Origin of the sequence: Brevibacillus antibioticus (assembly GCF_005217615.1) — a bacterium.
Taxonomy (GTDB): domain Bacteria; phylum Bacillota; class Bacilli; order Brevibacillales; family Brevibacillaceae; genus Brevibacillus; species Brevibacillus antibioticus.
In genome coordinates, this window is the sequence record NZ_SZNK01000001.1 from 4,865,322 (window position 1) to 4,886,458 (window position 21,137).

The 21,137-nt window shown below is 47.1% G+C and carries 21 protein-coding genes and 1 pseudogene; 19 read left to right on the forward strand and 3 right to left on the reverse strand.

Going from position 1 to position 21,137, the window contains the following annotated elements:
* Nucleotides 1-65 precede the first annotated feature (65 nt).
* Nucleotides 66-926 (reverse strand): stalk domain-containing protein, encoded by an 861-nt coding sequence (locus tag E8L90_RS23665; RefSeq protein ID WP_137031584.1) that lies wholly within the window; start codon nt 924-926, stop codon nt 66-68.
* A 424-nt stretch (nt 927-1,350) separates the two neighbouring features.
* Here E8L90_RS23665 and E8L90_RS31440 point away from each other — a divergent pair.
* The 11 genes and pseudogenes from E8L90_RS31440 to E8L90_RS23720 all read left to right on the forward strand — a co-directional run.
* A pseudogene (locus E8L90_RS31440) lies at nt 1,351-1,440 on the forward strand (excalibur calcium-binding domain-containing protein); the annotation flags it as partial.
* A 158-nt stretch (nt 1,441-1,598) separates the two neighbouring features.
* On the forward strand, nt 1,599-2,699 hold the full coding sequence (gene ychF / locus E8L90_RS23675) for a redox-regulated ATPase YchF (protein ID WP_137031585.1): 1,101 nt from the start codon (nt 1,599-1,601) through the stop codon (nt 2,697-2,699).
* Nucleotides 2,700-2,842: 143 nt separating this feature from the next.
* Nucleotides 2,843-3,130: a 30S ribosomal protein S6 gene (gene rpsF, locus E8L90_RS23680; RefSeq protein WP_007720183.1), complete on the forward strand. Its 288-nt coding sequence runs from the start codon at nt 2,843-2,845 to the stop codon at nt 3,128-3,130.
* A 29-nt stretch (nt 3,131-3,159) separates the two neighbouring features.
* Nucleotides 3,160-3,639 carry a single-stranded DNA-binding protein gene (locus tag E8L90_RS23685; protein WP_137031586.1) on the forward strand — a complete coding sequence of 160 codons (480 nt, stop codon included), beginning with the start codon at nt 3,160-3,162 and terminating at the stop codon, nt 3,637-3,639.
* 40 nt (nt 3,640-3,679) lie between these two features.
* A complete protein-coding gene (rpsR, locus tag E8L90_RS23690; protein WP_016739387.1) occupies nt 3,680-3,910 on the forward strand; it encodes a 30S ribosomal protein S18 in 231 nt (76 codons plus the stop codon).
* A gap of 101 nt (nt 3,911-4,011) precedes the next feature.
* Nucleotides 4,012-4,944 carry a DUF2232 domain-containing protein gene (locus E8L90_RS23695; protein ID WP_137031587.1) on the forward strand — a complete coding sequence of 311 codons (933 nt, stop codon included), beginning with the start codon at nt 4,012-4,014 and terminating at the stop codon, nt 4,942-4,944.
* A 4-nt stretch (nt 4,945-4,948) separates the two neighbouring features.
* The gene (locus E8L90_RS23700; protein WP_137031588.1) at nt 4,949-6,886 is read left to right on the forward strand and encodes a DHH family phosphoesterase; all 1,938 of its coding nucleotides are present in this window, start codon (nt 4,949-4,951) and stop codon (nt 6,884-6,886) included.
* 26 nt (nt 6,887-6,912) lie between these two features.
* A complete protein-coding gene (rplI, locus tag E8L90_RS23705) occupies nt 6,913-7,356 on the forward strand; it encodes a 50S ribosomal protein L9 (RefSeq protein ID WP_015894079.1) in 444 nt (147 codons plus the stop codon).
* A gap of 24 nt (nt 7,357-7,380) precedes the next feature.
* Nucleotides 7,381-8,730 (forward strand): replicative DNA helicase, encoded by a 1,350-nt coding sequence (dnaB, locus tag E8L90_RS23710; RefSeq protein ID WP_017246818.1) that lies wholly within the window; start codon nt 7,381-7,383, stop codon nt 8,728-8,730.
* A 181-nt stretch (nt 8,731-8,911) separates the two neighbouring features.
* On the forward strand, nt 8,912-10,198 hold the full coding sequence (locus tag E8L90_RS23715) for an adenylosuccinate synthase (protein WP_137031589.1): 1,287 nt from the start codon (nt 8,912-8,914) through the stop codon (nt 10,196-10,198).
* A gap of 131 nt (nt 10,199-10,329) precedes the next feature.
* Complete coding sequence (locus E8L90_RS23720) at nt 10,330-10,545, forward strand: hypothetical protein (RefSeq protein ID WP_020477510.1); 216 nt, start codon at nt 10,330-10,332, stop codon at nt 10,543-10,545.
* 67 nt (nt 10,546-10,612) lie between these two features.
* Here E8L90_RS23720 and E8L90_RS23725 read toward each other — a convergent pair whose 3' ends face one another.
* Nucleotides 10,613-11,068 carry a hypothetical protein gene (locus E8L90_RS23725; protein ID WP_137031590.1) on the reverse strand — a complete coding sequence of 152 codons (456 nt, stop codon included), beginning with the start codon at nt 11,066-11,068 and terminating at the stop codon, nt 10,613-10,615.
* Nucleotides 11,069-11,241: 173 nt separating this feature from the next.
* Here E8L90_RS23725 and E8L90_RS23730 point away from each other — a divergent pair, with 173 nt between their 5' ends.
* The 6 genes from E8L90_RS23730 to E8L90_RS23755 all read left to right on the forward strand — a co-directional run bounded on the left by E8L90_RS23730 (nt 11,242) and on the right by E8L90_RS23755 (nt 18,445).
* Nucleotides 11,242-12,738, forward strand: a complete 1,497-nt coding sequence (locus E8L90_RS23730) for a LysM peptidoglycan-binding domain-containing M23 family metallopeptidase (RefSeq protein ID WP_137031591.1) — start codon at nt 11,242-11,244, stop codon at nt 12,736-12,738.
* 205 nt (nt 12,739-12,943) lie between these two features.
* Nucleotides 12,944-13,654, forward strand: coding sequence for a response regulator YycF (gene yycF, locus E8L90_RS23735; protein ID WP_048035465.1), 711 nt, complete (start codon nt 12,944-12,946; stop codon nt 13,652-13,654).
* Complete coding sequence (gene walK / locus E8L90_RS23740; protein ID WP_137031592.1) at nt 13,651-15,474, forward strand: cell wall metabolism sensor histidine kinase WalK; 1,824 nt, start codon at nt 13,651-13,653, stop codon at nt 15,472-15,474. The genes yycF and walK overlap by 4 nt, the downstream gene beginning before the upstream one ends.
* A complete protein-coding gene (locus tag E8L90_RS23745) occupies nt 15,471-16,853 on the forward strand; it encodes a YycH family regulatory protein (protein ID WP_137031593.1) in 1,383 nt (460 codons plus the stop codon). The genes walK and E8L90_RS23745 overlap by 4 nt, the downstream gene beginning before the upstream one ends.
* The gene (locus E8L90_RS23750) at nt 16,840-17,613 is read left to right on the forward strand and encodes a two-component system regulatory protein YycI (protein WP_137031594.1); all 774 of its coding nucleotides are present in this window, start codon (nt 16,840-16,842) and stop codon (nt 17,611-17,613) included. The genes E8L90_RS23745 and E8L90_RS23750 overlap by 14 nt, the downstream gene beginning before the upstream one ends.
* 43 nt (nt 17,614-17,656) lie before the next feature.
* On the forward strand, nt 17,657-18,445 hold the full coding sequence (locus tag E8L90_RS23755) for an MBL fold metallo-hydrolase (protein ID WP_106835570.1): 789 nt from the start codon (nt 17,657-17,659) through the stop codon (nt 18,443-18,445).
* On the opposite strand, the gene E8L90_RS23760 is transcribed toward E8L90_RS23755, so the two are convergent.
* Complete coding sequence (locus tag E8L90_RS23760) at nt 18,440-18,676, reverse strand: hypothetical protein (protein ID WP_137033573.1); 237 nt, start codon at nt 18,674-18,676, stop codon at nt 18,440-18,442. The genes E8L90_RS23755 and E8L90_RS23760 overlap by 6 nt on opposite strands.
* Before the next feature lie 281 nt (nt 18,677-18,957).
* Here E8L90_RS23760 and E8L90_RS23765 point away from each other — a divergent pair, with 281 nt between their 5' ends.
* Both E8L90_RS23765 and E8L90_RS23770 read left to right on the forward strand, forming a co-directional pair.
* Complete coding sequence (locus E8L90_RS23765; protein ID WP_137031595.1) at nt 18,958-20,190, forward strand: S1C family serine protease; 1,233 nt, start codon at nt 18,958-18,960, stop codon at nt 20,188-20,190.
* Nucleotides 20,191-20,869: 679 nt separating this feature from the next.
* On the forward strand, nt 20,870-21,136 hold the full coding sequence (locus E8L90_RS23770; protein ID WP_244297369.1) for a CxxH/CxxC protein: 267 nt from the start codon (nt 20,870-20,872) through the stop codon (nt 21,134-21,136).
* Nucleotide 21,137 lies beyond the last annotated feature (1 nt).

The window sequence follows — 21,137 nt, forward strand, 5'->3', positions numbered from 1 at the left end:
AAACTGGTGCTTATCACGCACTCCCTTAATTGGTTCATATACAGTTGTTTAATTCGTTCGCCATGCTAATTTTGTGAAATTGAAATATTCTTCATTTTGTATTTGCCATCTTTAAAATAATATTCAATCGTTATATACCCAATATATTTCAAATAATCACCTTCCACACCAACAGTGGCCGTTATTGTATTATCTGAGATCCCATAGTAAATGAAATTTTCATAACTGATTTCAGAAATTTTATCGGGAAGAAGTTTGGACTCTTTAAAAGGGATATTCTCTAACTTGATATTTGAAATCGTTTCACCTACTTTTATTTCCACTTCGGTATCAGATATTATTTTTGTTGTAACATGGTTTTTTATTATATCTAATGGATTTTCTATAGGATACTCAGTAAAGTTCTCAGGATTTACAATATGAATGGTTTCGCTAGAAAAACCTGTCCCATGACCTTTACTTAAAAGAATAGCCAATTCTTTTTTTTGATCACTATTTAAATCTAAATAAAACAATTCGGGTAAATCTGTAATCATTGCAATGGTTTCCCAATCAAAAACTTTTTTAACCCCATTGATGCTTACAATTAAATCCTTATACATGTTTGTATCTTTATCTTTATTTAAAACATATAAGTAAATTTCTTCTTCTGGAATAGAAGCGATCATTTTGATATCAGTGTTGATATCAACTGTCTGTTTCTTGTCATCCCAACTTACTTTAGAACCTAGAGATTCCGCCATTAACTTAACTGGTACATACACGCGTCCGTTTATGAATTGGGGATCCCAATCGGTCTTTTGTTTACCATTCAGATAAATAGCTATTTTTTGTTGTATGGCACTACTATCATTCATCCAAAAACTAAAGAAAACGATTGAGAAAAGCGATAAAGGAATAATGAACTTTGTTTTTTTAGGTAGCATTCTAATCCTCCTCTTATTTCTTTGTTCGACTCAACCCATTGAACATGGTACGTAGCATTAATTCGATCTAGTGCGCCTCCGCTTTCTGTTATAGGTGCTTTTAGCTTAATTATACCGCGTATCAACATCACGAATCCATCTACTGCAAAAAAAGGGGTTTATTACCTATATCTATCAGCTCACGAAATGGAAAAGAAGGGATATACTCTTCACTGGTGGATACACCTGAAACAAATGGACTTGCATGCGTAGTCTATATGTATGAACCAAATACAAGGAATCTTGCTAGGAACGTGGACCTCCAAACTAAAGCGCAGTAAGCTAAACTAGAGGTTAAAGCAAAGCATGAGGTTGCTGCTAAGCCAGCCACGCCGGCAAAAAACCACAACCAAAGCCTGCAACAACGTTTTTCTACAAGACATGTAAAAACGCGAAAGCATCAGGGGCAGCACAATTGTACGCAGGTGATCCGGGATATCGAGATAAGTTGGATCGGGCTAAAGGATGGCAATAGCGTGTGAGTAACCTATTTAATCCGACCCTATTTTAGGAGACGAGTCGTTTACTATATTAAATCGTATGCATTGTTTTCAAGTTAATGGCTGATTGGACGTAATGGCAGAATGTGATAGACTATTCGAGTTGGATATTAAATGAACGAGGTGTATATAGATGGGTGCATCATGCGGGATTGTAGGTCTTCCTAACGTAGGAAAATCGACATTGTTTAATGCCATTACACAAGCGGGCGCTGAATCGGCTAACTACCCGTTCTGTACGATTGACCCGAACGTAGGGATCGTGGAGGTGCCAGACGAGCGTCTGGAAAAGCTGACACAAATCGTTGTACCGAACAAGGTAGTTCCGACAGCTTTTGAGTTTGTAGACATTGCTGGGTTGGTAAAAGGCGCGAGCAGAGGCGAAGGCCTTGGCAACCAGTTCCTTGGACACATCCGTGAAGTGGATGCGATTGCACATGTTGTCCGTTGCTTTGAAGATGAGAACATCACTCACGTAGCAGGCCGTGTCGATCCTTTGAGCGATATCGAGACAATCAACCTGGAGCTGATCTTTGCTGACTTGGACTCTGTTGATCGTCGTATTGACCGCATTGCACGCAAAGTGAAATCCGGCGATAAGGAATCCAAGCAAGAGCTGGACGTGCTGGAGAAATTGAAAGCAGCATTTGAAGAGGGTCAATCTGCTCGCAGTGTCGAACTGGATGACGAAGAGCGCAAATGGATTCGCGATTTGCATCTGCTGACAATCAAGCCAATGCTGTACGTGTGCAACGTAGCGGAAGACGGCATTAACGATGCAGACAACAACCCGCATGTGCAGACAGTTCGCCAGCATGCAGCGAGTGAAGGTGCAGAAGTGGTTGTCATCAGCGCGAAAGTAGAAGCAGAAATCGCTGAGCTCGAGGGCGAAGACAAAGAAATGTTCTTGGAAGAGCTGGGGCTTTCTGAGTCTGGTCTCGACCGCCTGATTCGTGCTGCTTACAAGCTGCTGGGATTGGTAACATACTTCACAGCAGGTGTACAAGAAGTACGCGCTTGGACCATCCGTCAGGGTACAAAGGCTCCAGGAGCAGCAGGCGTGATTCATACTGATTTCGAGCGCGGATTCATTCGTGCCGAAGTGATTGCTTATGATCATCTGGTAGATGCTGGTTCCGTAGCAGTAGCGAGAGAACGTGGGAAGTACCGTCTTGAAGGGAAAGAGTACGTAGTGGCAGATGGAGATGTTATGCATTTCCGCTTCAATGTTTAGTACGAAATTCTTGATTCGAACTAGGCTGTTTGCTATAATACGATAATGCGAGTATTTATGGAGTGCATGTTTTGTGCGTTTCGTTTTAGCACTCGCTCCTTGCCCGAACAGGGCCGCTAAAGTCCATAAGGAGGTGAAAAGGTATGCGCCAATACGAAGTAATGTATGTATTGCGTCCAGACCTTGAAGAAGAGAAAGTAAAATCCAATGTAGCTCGTTACAGCGATGTTGTAACTAACTATGGTGGCGAAATCTCTAAGCTTCAAGAAATGGGTAAACGTCGTCTTGCGTACGAGATCAACAAGTTCCGTGAAGGTTACTACGTTTTGATGAACTTCAAAGCGAACTCCGATGCTGTTGCGGAAGCTGAGCGTCTGATGAAAATCAATGACGACGTAATCCGCTTTATGTTTGTTCGTGATGAGAAGTAATCATTGTCGCGATCAGAGGGGGAACCAAGATGAATAAAGTCATTCTCATCGGCAACCTGACGAAAGATCCTGAACTTCGCTACACGCCAAATGGCGTTGCCGTTGCTACTTTTACTGTGGCCGTTAATCGTCCCCGCACCAATCAAGCGGGAGAGAGAGAAACGGACTTCATTAACATTGTCGCTTGGCAAAAACTTGCCGACCTGTGCGCAAGCTATTTGCGTAAAGGTAGACAAGCAGCCATCGAAGGACGTATGCAAACACGTTCCTATGATAATAAAGAAGGTAAAAAGGTATACGTGACGGAAGTCGTTGCGGAGAACGTTCAATTTTTGGGCGGTCGAGGCAATGAATCCGGCGGAGACAATTCAGGATACGATCCAGGACCGGGCATGGGTGGCGGTAACAAACCATCCGGTCAAAAAAATAATGACTATGATCCGTTTGGTGATCCTTTCGCGAGTGCAGGCAAGCCGATCAACATTTCAGATGATGACTTGCCGTTCTAAGATCGTATAACTTTCACATTCCTAAGAGGGAGGGACTATCATGGCACGCAAAGGACGTCCTAATAAGCGTCGTAAAGTATGCTTCTTTAAAGTGAACAAAATCAAGCACATCGATTATAAAGATGTTGACTTGCTGAAAAAGTTCATCAGCGAGCGCGGCAAAATCTTGCCACGTCGTGTAACTGGTACTTCTGCGAAGTATCAACGTGCACTGACAATCGCAATCAAGCGATCCCGTCAAGTAGCACTGTTGCCTTACACTGCTGAATAATTTTCAAAAGCTATACAAAGAGGGGCACAATTGCGTGGCCCTCTTTTTTCCATAGTTTTCTATGGAGAGGGTACATGAGACATGAATAATGAGGTGCTGACATGCCGTCCAAAACGAAACACTTGGCTGAAAATGCCCTTATGCTGGGTATCGCACTGGTGCTGCTGTTTCTCAGTACATATACGGTACTGGGAGGACTCGTCAGTTTCTTGATACCTCTGCCGTTTATCCTTTTGGCAGTAAATCGAACAGTACCTAACATGGTGTGGATCTCCCTTGTCTTCACGTTTCTCGGCTGGATCATTACTGGTCCGTTTGCGGCGGCTACACTTGCTTTTTCAAGTGCGGTTTGGGGTTCAGTCATGGGGATTTTTTATGCGAGAAAAGGAGCGGCTCTTCCGGCGATTGTGGCAGGGGCAGGCGTTGCCTTTTTAAGTGTCGTTTCCATGATGGCATTTATGGCATTTGGGATGAACGTTGATTTTAATGTCATCATGCAAGAAGTTGCTAAGCTGCGTCCAGCAATGGTGCCAAAAGAGCAGTTTGATCAACTCCTTGAACTGGGCAAAATCATCTTGCCTACGAGTATTGTCATGTTCAGCTTTTTATCGACCGCCATTATTCATGGATTGGCGCGTTGGTCTGGAAGGCGTCTGCGCAGACCGATTCCAGCATTGAAGCCAATTCGGGAATGGAACTTCCCGCGATCATTGCTGTATTACTACTTCATTGCGATGATCAGTCTTTTGTTGTTTGCTGAAAGCATGCAGGGCACGTTCTGGGAAATCGCCCTGATGAACCTGAAAGTCATGCTGGATGCTGTTTTTACCTTGCAGGGCTTGAGTTTTTGTCTATTTGCTGCCTATTTATACGGCTGGAAGGGATGGGCTATTGCGCTCGTTGTCTGTCTATTTATTTTTCTCTCTCCAAGTACTATAATTACTATACTTGGTCTGGTACTTAGTCTAGTAGGGATATTTGACCTAGGAATTCGTTTGCGTGAAAAACTGGAAACAAGAGTGAAGAGGGGCTGAGGAAATGCCCAAGTTCCTGTTAAAGCGTTGGTACGGGATGCACATGGTCCTGGCACTCAGCTTTAGCTTGTTGTTGTTGGGGATTTTGACCTTGTTCCATTGGATGTACGGGGCGATCGGCATAGTTTGCTTGATTGGCTTGGTTCTTTACGCTCTTCAAGCAGAAAAGGGGTTCCAACGAGACTTGCGCCTGTATTTGGCGACGGTCACCCATCGCGTGAAGAAGGCGGGAGAAGGCGTTATCCAGGAACTGCCGATCGGAATTCTTTTATACAACGAGGAAAAGGCAATTGAGTGGGTAAACCCGTATATGACGCATATGTCCGGGGATGAAACCATGATCGGGAAAAGCCTTCAAGAGGTATTTCCCCAACTGGTTTGGAAGCCGGAGCAAAAACGGCTGGAGTTTACTTATAACGAGCGGGTATACGAAGTCATTGTTCGGTCCGATGAGCGCCTTTTGTATTTCAAGGACATTACGGATTTCAAAGAATTGACGACTCGTTACCATCGAGAAAAGGCTGCACTTGCCATCATTCACCTCGACAATTTGGACGAGGTTGGACAAGTCATGGATGATCAGAGCCGTACGCTGCTCTCTACAAGCGTGGCTGGTGTGATTACAGAGTGGGCCAACAAACATGGCATATATCTTCGCCGAATCACAGCCGACAAGTTTTTGGCTCTGATGGAACGGGAAGCACTTGATAAATTGGAAGAATCGCGATTTGACATTCTCGATGTAGTACGGGAGATGACGGCTGACAACAAGATTCCGATTACGCTCAGTATCGGGGTTGGAGCGGCGGCTACCACTTACATTGAGCTGGGACAAATGGCGCAATCAAGCTTGGATATCGCATTAGGGCGCGGTGGCGACCAGTGCGCTGTCAAGATTGGCAACAAGCTCACTTTCTACGGTGGGAAATCGAATGCGGTGGAAAAGCGGACACGTGTCCGGGCTCGTGTTATTGCACATGCGTTGCGTGATCTCATTCATGAGGCCGAGCACGTCATTGTCATGGGGCATAAACAGCCTGACATGGATTCCATCGGGGCATCACTTGGTGTATTGAAAGCTGTGCAGTTGCACAACAAAACGGCTTATATTGTCATGGATGAAGGCAATCATTCTGTAGAGCGTCTGATGAAAGAGATTTATGCCAATGAAGAGTTGGCTGAGACCTTTATCACGCCAGAACAGGCAATCCGACTCATCTCCGGTCGCACATTGCTGGTAGTCGTCGATACGCATCGACCATCGCTGGTGATTGAGCCGAAGCTGTTGACGGAAACCAGCCGAATTGTGGTGATCGACCACCATCGACGTTCGGAGGAGTTCATTGAGCCAGTGCTCTTGTATCTGGAACCATATGCTTCTTCGACGGCCGAGCTTGTTACAGAGCTCTTGCAATATCAGAGCGAGCGATTGAATATCGACAATCTGATTGCAACGGCACTGTTAGCAGGGATTGTGGTGGATACCAAAAGCTTTGCCTTCCGCACAGGTTCACGGACCTTTGAAGCGGCGTCTTTCCTTCGCCGTAACGGGGCCGATACCGCGGCTGTCCAGCGTCTGTTGAAGGAAGATCTGGGACAGTATGTGAAGCGGGCAAAAATTATCATGAACACGGAGACGTACCGCGACAACATGGCGATTGCCATAGGCGATCCGTCCGAGGATTACACACAGGTACAGGTGGCGCAAGCTGCAGAGCAGCTACTCACTTTGTCAGGTATCCAGGCGTCGTTTGTTGTTGCAGAGCGTTCCGACGATACGATCTTGATCAGCGGACGTTCTCTGGGCGACATCAATGTTCAGTCCATCATGGAACTGCTTGGTGGAGGCGGTCACCTCACTGGTGCTGCGACACAAATTCAAGGCATATCAATTAAAGAAGCAACACGTCGTTTGAAAGAAGCGATTGACTCGGTCGTATAGGCCAAAATATAAAGGGGGAAACGATGATGAAAGTCATTTTTCTTCAAGATGTAAAAGGCCAAGGGAAAAAAGGCGAAGTGAAGGATTTGTCAGAGGGCTATGTACGCAACTTCTTGTTGCCAAAGAAGCTGGTAAAAGAAGCGACAGATAGCAACGTGAAAACGCTCGACGCTCAAAAGCGCAGCGAAGATAAGCGCAAGGAGCAGGAAAAGCTGGATGCTCAGGAGCTGGGCAAAAAGCTGGAAGAGCTGACAGTGAAAGTAACAGGAAAAGCAGGCGAAGGTGGTCGCTTGTTCGGTGCAATTTCCAGTAAACAAGTAGCGCAAGCGCTGGAAGATCAGTATAAAATCAAAGTAGACAAGCGTAAGCTCGAAATGGATGCCATCCGTGCTTTGGGCGTGACGCAAATCAAAGTAAAACTGCACAACGAAGTAACTGTGACTCTGAAAGTACACGTTGTGGAAGAATAATGACTCAAATGTGGGGGGTGTGACGTGAGCGACCTGTTTTTGGATCGTGTGCCGCCACAGAACAAGGAAGCGGAACAATCGGTACTGGGTGCCGTGTTCTTGTCTAAGGAAGCTTTAATCACGGCCATTGAGATTCTCCGTCCGGAGGATTTTTACAAGACAGCGCATCAGCGCATCTTTCAAACGATGGTGGACCTGTATGAAAAAGGCGAGCCTGTCGATCTGGTTACTGTTACAGCGGATCTACAGGACCACAAGCTGCTGGATGAAGTCGGCGGGGTTACGTATCTCACGGAAATCGCCAGTTCAGTTCCAACGGCTGCCAACATCGAATACTACGCAAAAATTGTAGAAGAAAAATCGCTGCTTCGGCGATTGATTCATACAGCTACAAAGATTGCCAATGACGGGTACTCCCGTGAAGATGATGTCACGCAGATCATCGCGGATGCGGAGAAGTACATCATGGAGATCGGTCAAAATCGCAACAGTGGCGGTTTTACACCGATTCGTGATGCCCTTCTGGAAACGTACGAGCGAATTGAATTTTTGAGTCAGCGACGCGGAGATATTACGGGGATTTCTACGGGATATACGGATTTGGACAAGATGACAGCAGGATTGCAGCGCAGTGACCTGATTATCTTGGCAGCCCGTCCTTCTGTAGGGAAGACGGCTTTTGCCTTGAATCTCGCGCAAAACGTAGCAGCCCGTGCAGGCGAGACGGTAGCCATCTTCTCCTTGGAGATGGGTGCTCCTCAGCTGGTACAGCGTATGATTTGTGCGGAGGGTAATCTGGATGCGTCCCGGATGCGTTCAGGGTCACTGGAGGAAGATGATTGGCAAAAGCTGACGATGGCAATCGGTACGCTGGCGAAAGCGCCGATTTACATCGACGATTCACCCGGGGTTACTGTACAGGACATCCGGGCGAAATGCCGTCGCCTTCAAACAGAGAAGGGCTTGGGCCTGATCCTGATCGATTACCTTCAGCTGATTCATGGACGAGGTAAAGGAGACAACCGTCAGCAGGAAGTATCTGAGATCTCTCGTACGCTAAAAGGGATCGCGCGTGAGCTGAACGTGCCGGTTATCGCCCTGTCGCAGTTGAGCCGTGGTGTAGAGCAACGGCAGGACAAGCGACCGATGATGTCAGATATCCGTGAGTCGGGGTCGATTGAGCAGGACGCCGATATTGTTGCCTTCTTGTACCGTGATGACTACTATGACAAGGAATCAGAAAACAAGAATGTCATCGAAGTCATTATCGCCAAACAGCGTAACGGCCCAACCGGAACGGTGGAGTTGGCGTTCCTAAAAGAATTCAACAAGTTCGTTAACTTGGATCATCGCTTTCGAAATCAAGCAGGTTAATAGTTGGAATGGAAGAAAAGCCGGAGAAATTCCGGCTTTTTTTTCTATATTGAATTGCCGAACATATCAACAATTAAGTATATGAATGTTCGTATTTAGCGTTGACATGGGGAGTCTCGTTTAGTAAACTTAGATTGTTTCAGGCCCGAAAAGACATGATAATATCAGGAGGTGTTTTTCGATGTCAACAGTCGTTGTCGTCGGAACCCAGTGGGGCGATGAAGGTAAAGGTAAAATTACAGACTATCTAGCGGAAAGTGCAGAGGTAGTGGCTCGTTACCAAGGCGGTAACAACGCAGGCCATACCATTATTTTTGATGGTAACAAGTATAAGTTGCATTTGATTCCATCCGGAATTTTTTATAGTGACAAGACCTGCGTAATCGGAAACGGTATGGTAATCGATCCGAAAGCATTGGTAAAAGAGCTGGAGTACATTCACAGCTTCGGTTTTTCTACAAGCAATTTGAAAATCAGTGATCGCGCGCATGTGATTCTGCCGTACCACATCAAGCTGGATGGCGTAGAGGAAGATAGCCGCGGTGCTAACAAAATCGGTACGACTCGTAAAGGTATCGGACCTGCTTACATGGATAAAGCTGCGCGTATCGGTATTCGTATCGCTGACTTGTTGGATCGCGAAGAGTTTGCTCGCAAACTTGAGCGCAACCTGGCAGAGAAAAACATGCTGCTGGAGAAAATGTACAACACAACTGGCTTTGAGCTTCAAGAAATTTTGGATGAGTACTTGGCACTCGCAGAGATCATTCGCCCATACGTGACCGATACTTCTGTTGTTCTCAACGATGTGATCGATCAAGGCAACCGTGTTCTGTTTGAAGGCGCACAAGGCGTATTGCTCGATATTGACCAAGGTACGTATCCTTACGTAACGTCCTCCAACCCAATTGCGGGTGGTGTGACTATCGGTTCTGGTGTTGGACCGACCAAGATTCACCAAGTAATCGGGGTTGCAAAAGCTTACACGACGCGTGTAGGTGATGGTCCGTTCTTGACTGAGCTGACTGATGCAACTGGCGACCATATTCGTGAGGTTGGTTTCGAATATGGTACAACAACAGGTCGTCCACGCCGCGTAGGCTGGTTTGACAGTGTTGTCGTTCGTCATGCTCGTCGTGTCAGTGGTCTCACTGGTTTGGCGATCACCAAGCTGGATACCCTGTCTGGAATCGAGACCCTGCGTATTTGCACAGCGTACAAATACAATGGAGAAGTTATCGAATCATTCCCAGCGAACCTCAACCTGCTTGCGAAATGTGAGCCAGTTTATGAGGAGTTGCCAGGTTGGACAGAGGATATCACAGGCGTTCGCAATTTGAACGACTTGCCAGAAAACGCTCGTCACTACATTGAGCGCATCACGCAACTGACTGGTATTCCAATGTCGATCTTCTCCGTAGGACCAGATCGTGAACAAACTGTCATTGTTCGTGGCATTTACGGATAAGCTATTGCCTATATAATAGAAGAAAGCTGTCGAGCATTCGGCAGCTTTCTTTTTTTTGCAACGGACAGACACGAAACGACACCCTCTGGGCATATGGATAGACATAGGGAGAAATGGAGAGGTGAAAAGTGATGATGGGTTTTGGATTTGACCAAAAGGCCATGAAGCTGTTGGGCAAAAATGTACAGGTAAAGATGATCAATGGCGTCGTCATCAAGGGAACCATGACTCATTTCAACAATGGCTACCTATGCTTTATCACCACATACAAACAACAAAATGACGCCGAGAAAACGAAAATACGCAGACTTGCGTTAAAAGACGTTACCTCAATGCAAGAGGTGTGAGTCCCTGATGTCCATAACGAAATAAGCCATCTTCCCTAGTTCATTTAGGAAGATGGCTATATTTATTTTAGATCATCCCTCCATACGATCGGATGATCTCAGTCGCAAGATCACCTTGTTCCTCTGGTACCACTGCCGTTAACAAGACACTGCGGTTCAAATTGCCATCGCCCCGATCGGCCATGCCGCTGGCGTCTGGATTTACTGCAGCCATGACGCTTGCATCTCTGCCGCTTGGGAAGTCAGCTGCCAGTGTAAGGTTGCCCAAGCTGGGAAAATCTCCGGTTATAGGATTCAGGATCTGTTCATTCCCGTCACCAGGGAATTGGCCGATTCTGTCGATCTGAATGATGGAAAAACCAGCTTCCCGAAGTGCATTTTCTGCCTTTTGGGCATCATCTTCGGTGCGAAATCCTGCAAGAATGTTACGTTCCTTCACGTGTATCAGCCTCCAGATATGATAAATGCTACCAATTGTTTGTACATATAGTGACTCTACGTCTATTTTTTTATTCGACAGCAATTTACACTTGATGTTGTCGTTAATCTTATGGTAAAGTCGACATAGTTGGTTTCTTTAGGCAATTTGTCAGATATATGGAAACTAAATTATGGGATTTACGACCCAGTCAATATATTAAAAATTTTCAGGAAATGGAACGAGCAAGTTGTATCTGTTTTCAGGAGGGACAAGTTATGCATTGGTCGGAATGGAAGGCCAAGCTGCAGGAACGGTCATCACGAATCGTTCGAGATTGCAGTGATCTGGCGAAACGTACAATGAAACGTACAAGCTCTTACATCCAGTCGCATAAAAAACAATCACTTTCAATTGCGGCAGGTCTAGTATTGACGATTGCTGCTGGAGCATCTGCACAATACTATTACACAAGCAATGTCAATTCTGTCTACCATGTCAGTGTGAACGGCAAAGAGATTGGCGTGGTAAATGATCCAAATGTGATACATAACTGGACAGTAGCAAAGCTGGAAGAGGAAAAGTCAAAAACAGGCCTCAACTTGCAATTGGCTGACTATATCACATTCGAAGAAGAGCGTGAATTCAAGGCACCGTTTAATAATGATGCCGCTGTACAAGCTCTGGCATCCGTAGCGGATCTCAAGGTTCAGGGCGTTAAGCTAATGATTGACGGCAAAGTAGTAGGTTACCTGCCAGACCAGCAATCGGCTGATGAAGTACTGGCTGAAGTGAAGCAAAAATATTCCGGAGTTCCTGCAACGACAGGGAAAAAGTCTGTTGTAGCAGCAGCATCCACAGTCCCAGTCAAACCAAATCCGGTAAAAGAAGTCGCATTTAAAGAAAATGTAGAGATGCAAACCGAAACAGTCGATGCATCTCAAATTTTGTCTGCCGATAAACTCGAGGAGTTGCTGGTAAAAGGCACCTTCAAGGATATGAAGCACACAGTCGTAGAAGGCGATTGCATCGGTTGCATCGCGAAGAAATACGACATTACATCAAAAGATATTTACGCGAACAACCCAGGTGTTACGGAAAATACCGTTCTTAAATTGGGACAAGAAATTAATGTAACCGCAGTGCGTCCACTGGTTACTGTACAAGTCAAAGAAGAAGTAGATCAGCAAGAGGTTATTGCTTTTAATACCCAAATTAAAAACAATGACAAGGTTCCTAAGGGCGAAACTAAGGTCGTACAAGAAGGTAAAAACGGCAGTAAAACAGTTAAGTACGAAGTTTTGAAAGAAAATGGACAAGTCGTTAATCGCAAAGTCATCAAACAAGATGTAACTGTGCAGCCTGTAACCCAAATTATGGAGCGCGGTACAAAAGTTATCCCATCGCGTGGTACAGGCCGTTTGAGCTGGCCTGCTAGCGGGTATATCAGCAGCGGCTTCGGCAAACGCTGGGGCAGCATGCATAAAGGGATTGATATTGCCGGTGCTGGTTCTGTCATGGCGGCAGACAATGGACGTGTTACGTTCGCTGGTTGGAATGGTGACTATGGAAAATCGGTTATCATCGACCACGGCAATGGAATGAAGACGTTGTACGGTCACATGAGCATCATTAATGTGAAAGCCGGCGATGTTGTTAGCCAAGGAAAGAAAATCGGCGTAAAGGGTTCTACTGGGCAATCGACCGGCGTCCACCTGCATTTTGAGGTTCTACAAAGTGGACGAAATCAAAACCCGATTCGTTACTTAAAATAGACTAGTAATTTCTGGGTAGGAAAGGGCAACTCTTAGGAGGGGCCCTTTTTTTGCTGGCAGGGATTGAATGCCAAGCCCTTCTTTACAAGGCGTACATGGTGTATTGTAGAGGAATAGTAACGGTCGAAGTGGAATCCTTGAAGAGGCAGTTAAGAGGAAACAGAAGACTGTTGAACACGTATTTACAGAAAAGGGAGGGCGCAGGATGGCAAAACTCCTCGTAGTTGACGATGAAAAACCGATTGCAGATATTTTGAAATTCACGTTTGAAAAAGAAGGATATCAGGTCGTATGCGCCTATGATGGTGATGAGGCACTTGTCGTGGTCAAGGATGAGCGACCGGATCTGATTTTATTGGATGTTATGCTACCAGGCAGAGACGGAATGGACGTATGCCGAACTGTTCGCCAGACGTATGATGTTCCGATCATCATGCTGACTGCCAAAGACTCTGAATTGGATAAAGTACTCGGGCTGGAATTGGGAGCGGACGATTACGTGACGAAGCCATTTAGTACGCGTGAGCTGGTAGCCCGTGTAAAGGCCCATTTGCGTCGTAACCGCTCGAAAGTGGAAGAGAAGGATAGCCAGCATGTACTGCGCGTGCATGAGCTGGAAATCGATTTGCACTCGTATACCGTCGAAAAGGTGGGAGAAGCATTAGAGCTGACGCACCGTGAGTTTGAGCTGCTGGTGTACCTCGCTCGCCATCAAGGACAAGTATTGACGCGAGAGCATCTCCTGCAGTCGGTCTGGGGATTTGACTATTTTGGCGATGTGCGGACGGTAGATGTGACCATCCGTCGTTTGCGGGAAAAAATCGAGGATGATCCGAGCCAGCCGAAGTACATTATCACGCGACGTGGTTTGGGCTATACATTACGCAATCCCGGCATGGGAGGCCAGCCTGGATGAGGCGGCTGTTCAAGACCGTTCAATGGAAAATGGTCATCATTTACATGCTGTTGATTTTGCTTGCGATGCAATTTATTAGTGCGTATTTTGCCCGGGAAGTCGAGAGCTACTACATCAACAACTTTTCCGAGGCCTTGAACGGACAAGCTAGTTTGTTAGCGAGTTTGCTGGAAAGCGATTTGCGCCCGCATGATGGGAAGGAATCCAACACCGAACAAAACCGTCAGTACATCGACAACCTGATCAACAACCTGGTAAAAATCAATGGAGCGAATGTGCAGGTCATCGATCAGACAAGAACGGTGGTTGCGACGACGGACGACAAAAGTACAATTGGACAGCGGACCTCGCAGCCTGAAGTGACGGTTGCCTTGCTCGGGACGCGCAGTGAATCGATGCGGATCGACCCGAAGACGGGGGCGCGGGTGAAGGTGTTGGCATTACCTGTTAAGGGCGATCAGATTGTATACGGTGCGGTCTACATGATCGCTTCGATGGAAGGCACTTATGCGACGATTGGTAAAATGAACGGCATCTTGGGGACAGGTACGATGATCGCCATGGTCATTACGGCGGTGCTCGGGGTCGTGTTGGCCCGCACTATCACCAAGCCTGTGAAGGAGATGACCCGTCAGGCACGATTGGTTGCAGACGGGGACTTTAACAGTAGTGTACGTGTCTATAGCGATGATGAAATTGGCCAACTCGGTATGGCCTTTAACCATATGACCTTACGTTTGCAGGAAGCCATCTTGCAGCAAGAGGAAGAGCGTGAGAAGCTCGCAGGGATTTTGAGCAACATGACGGACGGTGTTATTGCCGCAAACCGGAATGGACAGATCATCCTGTTTAATCGGGCCGCAGAAGATATGTTGCAGGTGACGATGGCTGACGTCCTTCTCAAGAGGCGCACCTTGTATGATCTGTTGGGTCTGCCGCCAGAGGATGAGATGTCGCTCTATGCGCAGGAAGAACCGCTTATTATTGAGATGACGCTGCCGAATAAGGAAGAAGTAATCCTGCGTGTGACGTTTACGCCCTTACAGCACGATAGCAAAAAAATGGGCGGGATCATCGCCGTCGTAGCCGATGTGACGGAGCAGCAACGACTGGAGCAGCAGCGACGCGAATTCGTGGCGAATGTATCGCATGAGCTGCGGACACCACTGACGACCATTAAAAGCTATGTGGAAGCGCTGCTGGATGGCGCAGTGGAAGAGCCAGAGCTGTCCCAAAGGTTCTTGAAGGTTACGTCGTCGGAGACAGAGCGCATGATTCGCTTGGTAAACGATTTGTTGCAGCTATCGCGGTTTGATTCGCAGGGGGTTCGTCTGCATTGCAAGGAAGCGGACCTCAATCGATTGCTTCGCTATGCTGCCGATCGTTTCTCCATGTTCAGTGAACAACAGGAGGTTCAGCTCAGTCTTGATATGCCGAGCAAGCTTCCGCAGGTTTATATTGATTTAGATGCGATCAATCAAGTATTGGATAATCTTCTGTCCAATGCAATCAAGTATACGCCTCAAGGAGGCACCGTGGTTCTTATGGCAAAAGAGGACCACAAGCAAAAGCGGGTCCAAATCTCCATCATCGACACAGGAATCGGTATTCCCAGCCGTGATTTGAAGCGAATCTTTGAGCGCTTCTACCGCGTAGACAAGGCGCGTTCGCGCGGTCAGGGTGGAACAGGTCTGGGATTGGCAATTGCCCGCGAATTAGTACAGGCACACGGTGCAGATATCGAGATTACGAGCGAATGGAACGTGGGAACGACAGTCACGTTCTGGGTGCCATTTGCCCAAGGAGGAAAAACGGGATGAAGCGGATGCTAGAGCCTGCCAAGACCGTCTTACTCAATCTGCTAGTGCTAGCCAGCTTTGTTTTGACAGCGATGTTGTGGTCGAATCAGCCTAACCTTCAATTTATTGAGCCGGCAGAGTACACGCAGTCAAAGCCAGTTCAGGAAAAACAGCTCGAACAGCTCGTTACGCCGGAATCCGTTGTTTTTCACTATGGGGAAGATCGCCACACGAAAGCATCCGCAACCGATGCTCCTTACAGTTTGATCGTACGAGAAATGTCGAAATGGATCTTCCTCGATTTTTCTCCTCTCACCATCTCCAATGAGAAATGGGAAGATATTGCCCGGGAAAAGATGGGTTTGGAAGTGCGCTTTCGGAGCACGGTTCCCTTGTCAATTGTAGGTCGGCTGGTAACCTTTCGGGATGAGTTTGACAACCGAATGAAAGGGATTGACCGATTATGGTTGTACTACGAGAAGGACGAGGATGTCGTCTACGCATTATTTTTGTCGACTGAGGAAGGTCGAATGATGCGTTCTCGAACATCGATCAGCCCTAAGGATTTGCGAGAATCGTATTTGGCTTCTGGTGATTTAATGCCTGAACAAATTATGAAAATCGTCAAACCAGAGCGAAGCTTCGTAGATTTGGAAGGACCTGCGCTGATGTGGAGCACGTACTATTTGCCCAAGAATCAGATGCGCATGCAGCAATTCCGCTACAGCTATGTACCGGTTACGAATGATAGATTGATCGAGTCTTACTTTATCGATCAGTCGCTCGTCAGACAGATCATGGAGCGGGACAAAACGGTTATTTTTACAGATGGCAGCAGATCGATTCAATTGAGATCGGAGCAGCAGGCATTCACGTTTACTGATCCAGCGTACCAACAGCGGGATCAGGAGCTGTCTGATGAAGAAAAAGTGCAGAGTGCCGTTACCTTCATGAATAAGCACTTGGGCTGGCTTGATGAGTACCATTTTGAACGAATCAAGAAGAGCTACAATGAAAAAGACTTGATCACGTTCCGCCAGTACTTGGGGGCGTATCCCTTGATCAGCGAAGGGGAGGCCAAGCATATCGATACCATCCAAATGACTTCAGAGGCAGGCCAGATTGTGACGATGAGCCGATCGCTGCTGGATTTGGACAAATATATCGATAACAAAGAGTGGACGGTTATGTCTGGTCCGGAGCTGTATCAATATATCCGCGACAAAAAGCTGGCGGATACAGAAAAAGTCACCAACGCTTATTTGGCTTACCATACCAAAGTAGGCGAAGGATACGTGGATCTGATGCCAATCTGGGTTGTGGAATTGGCGAATCAGGCGAGCCTGTATATTTCTGCGCACACCAAGCAGGGAGGAGGGAAGGCGCATGGATTGGAGTAGGACCAAGACGATTCTGATCTGGGCCTTTCTTCTCCTCGATTTGTTTCTCTTGTATCAGGTGTATGTGACGCGCATTAGCCTGTGGAATGACAAGGAAGTCGCGCAGAGCGAGAAATGGAATACAGAGCTGTACTTGAATCAGCAAAATATCACATTGGATACAGAAGTGCCGCAGGATACACCGGAAATGTCCAATTTGGATGCGGAGTATATCGGAATTAATCCGATTTCCTTGCATGAGATATCAGGACTTCAGGCGACGGTAGAAAAGATGGCGCTGGCTGCTAAGCTGGACCCACCGATGCAGATTCGTGGTCAACTGAATCCGCAGGAGCTCTTGCGTCAAATTGGTCCGAGGCTGATTTATTCCGATCAATACGTAGCCGATCCGTATCAATCGAATCAAGCGCGGCTCTTGTATTGGCAGGTCTATGATAAAATGCCAGTATTCGTCGCCCCGTTGGAAATGTATTTGGACAACGGAACGATACTTGGTTACAGGCAGACCTTCTTCCACCTTCGCAAGCAGCAGGGGGAACGACAGGTGATCTCTGGTTATGCGGCACTACGCTCTCTGGTGGACAAGCAAATCATTTCACAAGGAGAACGGATTGAGAATGTGAGCCTGGGTTATTACGGTTCTTACGATGCGGATATTCAGACGCTGGTACCTGTTTGGCGTGTGGTTCATGATGGCAAATGGCATTTTGTCAACGCGATTACAGGAGCGCTGGAGCGTCCGATGGTCACGCAGCGCTGAATAGATAGACTACCTGGGAAAGATACGGGAAGAGGGATGTTCGGTGAGATTTAGTGTGTTGGCAAGCGGGAGTACGGGCAACGCCATTTACGTGGCGACAGACCGTGTTTCCGTATTGATCGATGTAGGCATTACAGGAAAGCAGGCAGAAGCGGCACTGGAGACCATTGGCGTCAATCCAGCCGATCTGAGCGCGATTCTCGTCACCCACGAGCACGTTGACCATATTAAAGGAGTCGGCGTCATGGCTCGACGATATGGATTGCCGATTTACGCCAATGAAAAGACATGGTCGGAGCTGGATGGGCAAATCGGGACGATCAAGGAAGATCAGCGACGCTTCTTTTCTGTAGGGGAAAAGAAAGAGTTGGAGGACTTGGGCATCGAGTCATTCGGAATCTCACACGATGCCGCCGAGCCGATGGGCTTCTGTTTTTATGATGGCAAGAAAAAGCTCAGTGTCGCGACAGATTTGGGGTATGTCAGTGATCGGATCAAGGAGACGATTCGTGGAGCAGATGCGTATGTGTTCGAGTCCAATCATGACGTTGAGCTGTTGCGCATGTCCCAGTATCCTTGGAGCATCAAGCGACGTATCTTGAGTGATGTCGGGCACTTGTCCAATGAAGCGGCGGGCGATGCTTTGCTCGATTGTCTGACGGGTGGGGCAGAACGTGTGTACCTTGCCCACTTGAGTAAGGAAAACAACATGATTGATTTGGCCCGACTGACGGTCAAAAACATCTTGGAGGAGCGGGGGCTGTCTGTTGGTAACGATGTGCATCTGCGCGATACGTACCCGGATCGACCTACCAAGCTGGAAGAGTTATAAGATCGGTTTGATCCCTGCTTGACGACTGGCGATGCGCTCTGTGAGCTTTGCATACGTATCGATATGGAAAGTTAATTGTGTATCGAGCTCATTCACTTTGGCAGTCAGCTCGTCATGTGTCACCAGTCCTTTGGCTACGAGCAGCTCGATTAGGGCATGCAGGACAAGCGTATGGTGGTAGTCTACTTCCTGAAGGTCAGCCAGCTTGGCGATGAGGTGGACTTCTTTCAAGTCTATCAATCCTTTCTATTTGGTTTGGCAGGAAAAAGCTTTTAATCTATCATATCCGTGCTCTCGGAGAAATATTCCGGGAGCTTTTTTGTATTCCACAACCTTTCCATAATTCTCACGCCATTTTGCCGAAAGCGGGTCGTATACTAAGGGTGTCAAAAGGAACAGACATCAACGGAATCAACCATGCAAACCAAATACGGCGCATGTCATTGTGTATACGAGCATGAAAAACCTGCAAAGCTAGTAATGGTAGAAGATAGAAAGGAGAGGTATGAATCATGGGTTTCTATGATGATTTAACTCACGTGGAGCGAAAAAAACAACGCGGTTCTAACATTGGACGTATGGTCGTGACGTCGGTAACGTCCGCGGTAATTGGGGGGATGGTCGTCCTGCTCACGCTGCCGACTCTCTCCAATGCGGGATATATTAATATGGTTGAGCCTGGAACAGAAAATGCGATAAGCAGCAATGCCTCGTCGTCTAACTTGTTTGCCAAGCCAGTATCTGTAAGTGTAGGCTCGGGTACAGTAGAGGCGGTGAAACAAGTAGAAAATGCGATTGTCGGTGTAATCAACATCGGTCAGCGCAGAAACAGTTGGATGCAGAACTCGATGGATGTAGAGCAGGGCCAAGGCTCTGGTGTCATCTTTCAGAAAAAAGGCGGAAAAGCCTACATCGTTACGAACTATCACGTAATCGATAAGGCGCAAAAGCTGGAAGTCGCCCTGCCAACAGGGGAAAAAGTATCGGCGAAAGTAGTCGGCGCCGATGGTTACGCCGATCTGGCTGTACTAGAAATCGACGCCTCCAAGGTTACGGACGTTGCTGAGTTTGGGGATTCTTCTACCTTACAGGTGGGCGAACCCGCCATTGCCATCGGGAACCCATTGGGTATGCAGTTCTCCCGGACCGTTACACAAGGCATCATCAGTTCCAAAGAACGCTCCATGCCAATGGACTTTAACGAAGATGGCCAGGACGACTGGGAGCTGGACGTCATTCAAACAGACGCAGCGATCAACCCTGGTAACAGCGGTGGTGCCCTCGTAAACATCGAGGGTCAGGTCATCGGGATTAACACCTTGAAAATTTCCAAAGCAGGTGTCGAAGGGTTAGGTTTTGCCCTCCCGATCAATGATGTCAAAGTGATCGTGGACCAGCTGATGGCAAAAGGCACGCTTCAACGTTCTTACCTCGGTGTGCAGCCACTCGACTTGGCCAATGTGCCGCGCTACGAATGGAAAGAAACCTTGAATCTGCCTGACAATGTGAATACTGGCGTTGTCGTCCAAACGGAAGTGGGCAAATTCTCTCCTGCGGGTCAAGCGGGCTTGAGACAATTCGACGTCATTGTCAAGCTGGATGACAAGAATATTTCCACCAGCGCTCAGCTGCGGAAGTATTTGACGATGAACAAAAAGCCAGGCGATACGATGGACGTTACGTACTATCGTGATGGTATCCAGAAGACTGCCAAAGTGAAGCTGACCGCTCCGCCACAGCAGTAAAAAGCACTGACCAGGCCTTTTTGTGGGCAGGCATGTGAAGGAAACAAACTTCTTTTATGGGCAATTCCGGGATGTATTTTATCCCGTTTGCATATATGCAGTTTCTGAAGTTCCCCCCTCTATCTATTTTTAAATAGATCCCTTCTTAAGAGCGTCGAGCTGATACGGCGCTCTCTTTTTTTGTTAGACGGGCTTTCGGTGGAGGAGAGAAAAAAGAAGAAAACGCTCAAGTTCTTGGGCTATCTGCTGGGAGGCGGTTCTGCCCAGCTCCATAAAAAAACTCCTATACGAAGCTAATTCACGGAGGAGCGACCGCGTTTTAGAGGAAAGTTTTTATGCGTTTCAGAAAGTTTAAGCATAACAGCATGTTCACAATGAAGTAGTTAAACTTTCCTACACGGTGGAAAAAGGGAAACCCGCGTCCAAAGTCGTTCAGCTACGTAGTGTCTCAGAGGTGGACGCTAAAGGCAGGTTTCCCTTTTTCCATTGCGCTTCGGATGGTATCCCAAAGACTTTCGCCGTTTTCTTCTTTTTTCTCTCTACAGCTTTCATTGTCCGTCGAGGTTTTTAAAATAAAAGCTATAAAATATAAAGGCTTATGATTGCAAACTCATCGATGTCTTTTTGGTGGATTCATTTGTTTTGTGGCGGTTCTGGGGTAGAATAGGAAGCGACATTAATGAACGGAAAAGAGGCATTGGATATGGACATGAAGATGAAAAGCTTGCAAATAGAAGGCAAAGAAGTTGAGCTGTTGGCGGAATATCCGGTGCGGTTTGCTTGCATGGAGCATTTGGAGCAGGAGTTGGATGATTACGTAAATGATTTTGAGGCGGCGCCGGATACGTATGCGGCACAGGCGATTGAGGGCGATGGAGTAGACAAGCGTTGCCGGGAATGTGGAGAGCCTGCGCAGATTGCGCTTTTGAAAGAGAAGGGAATGTAGG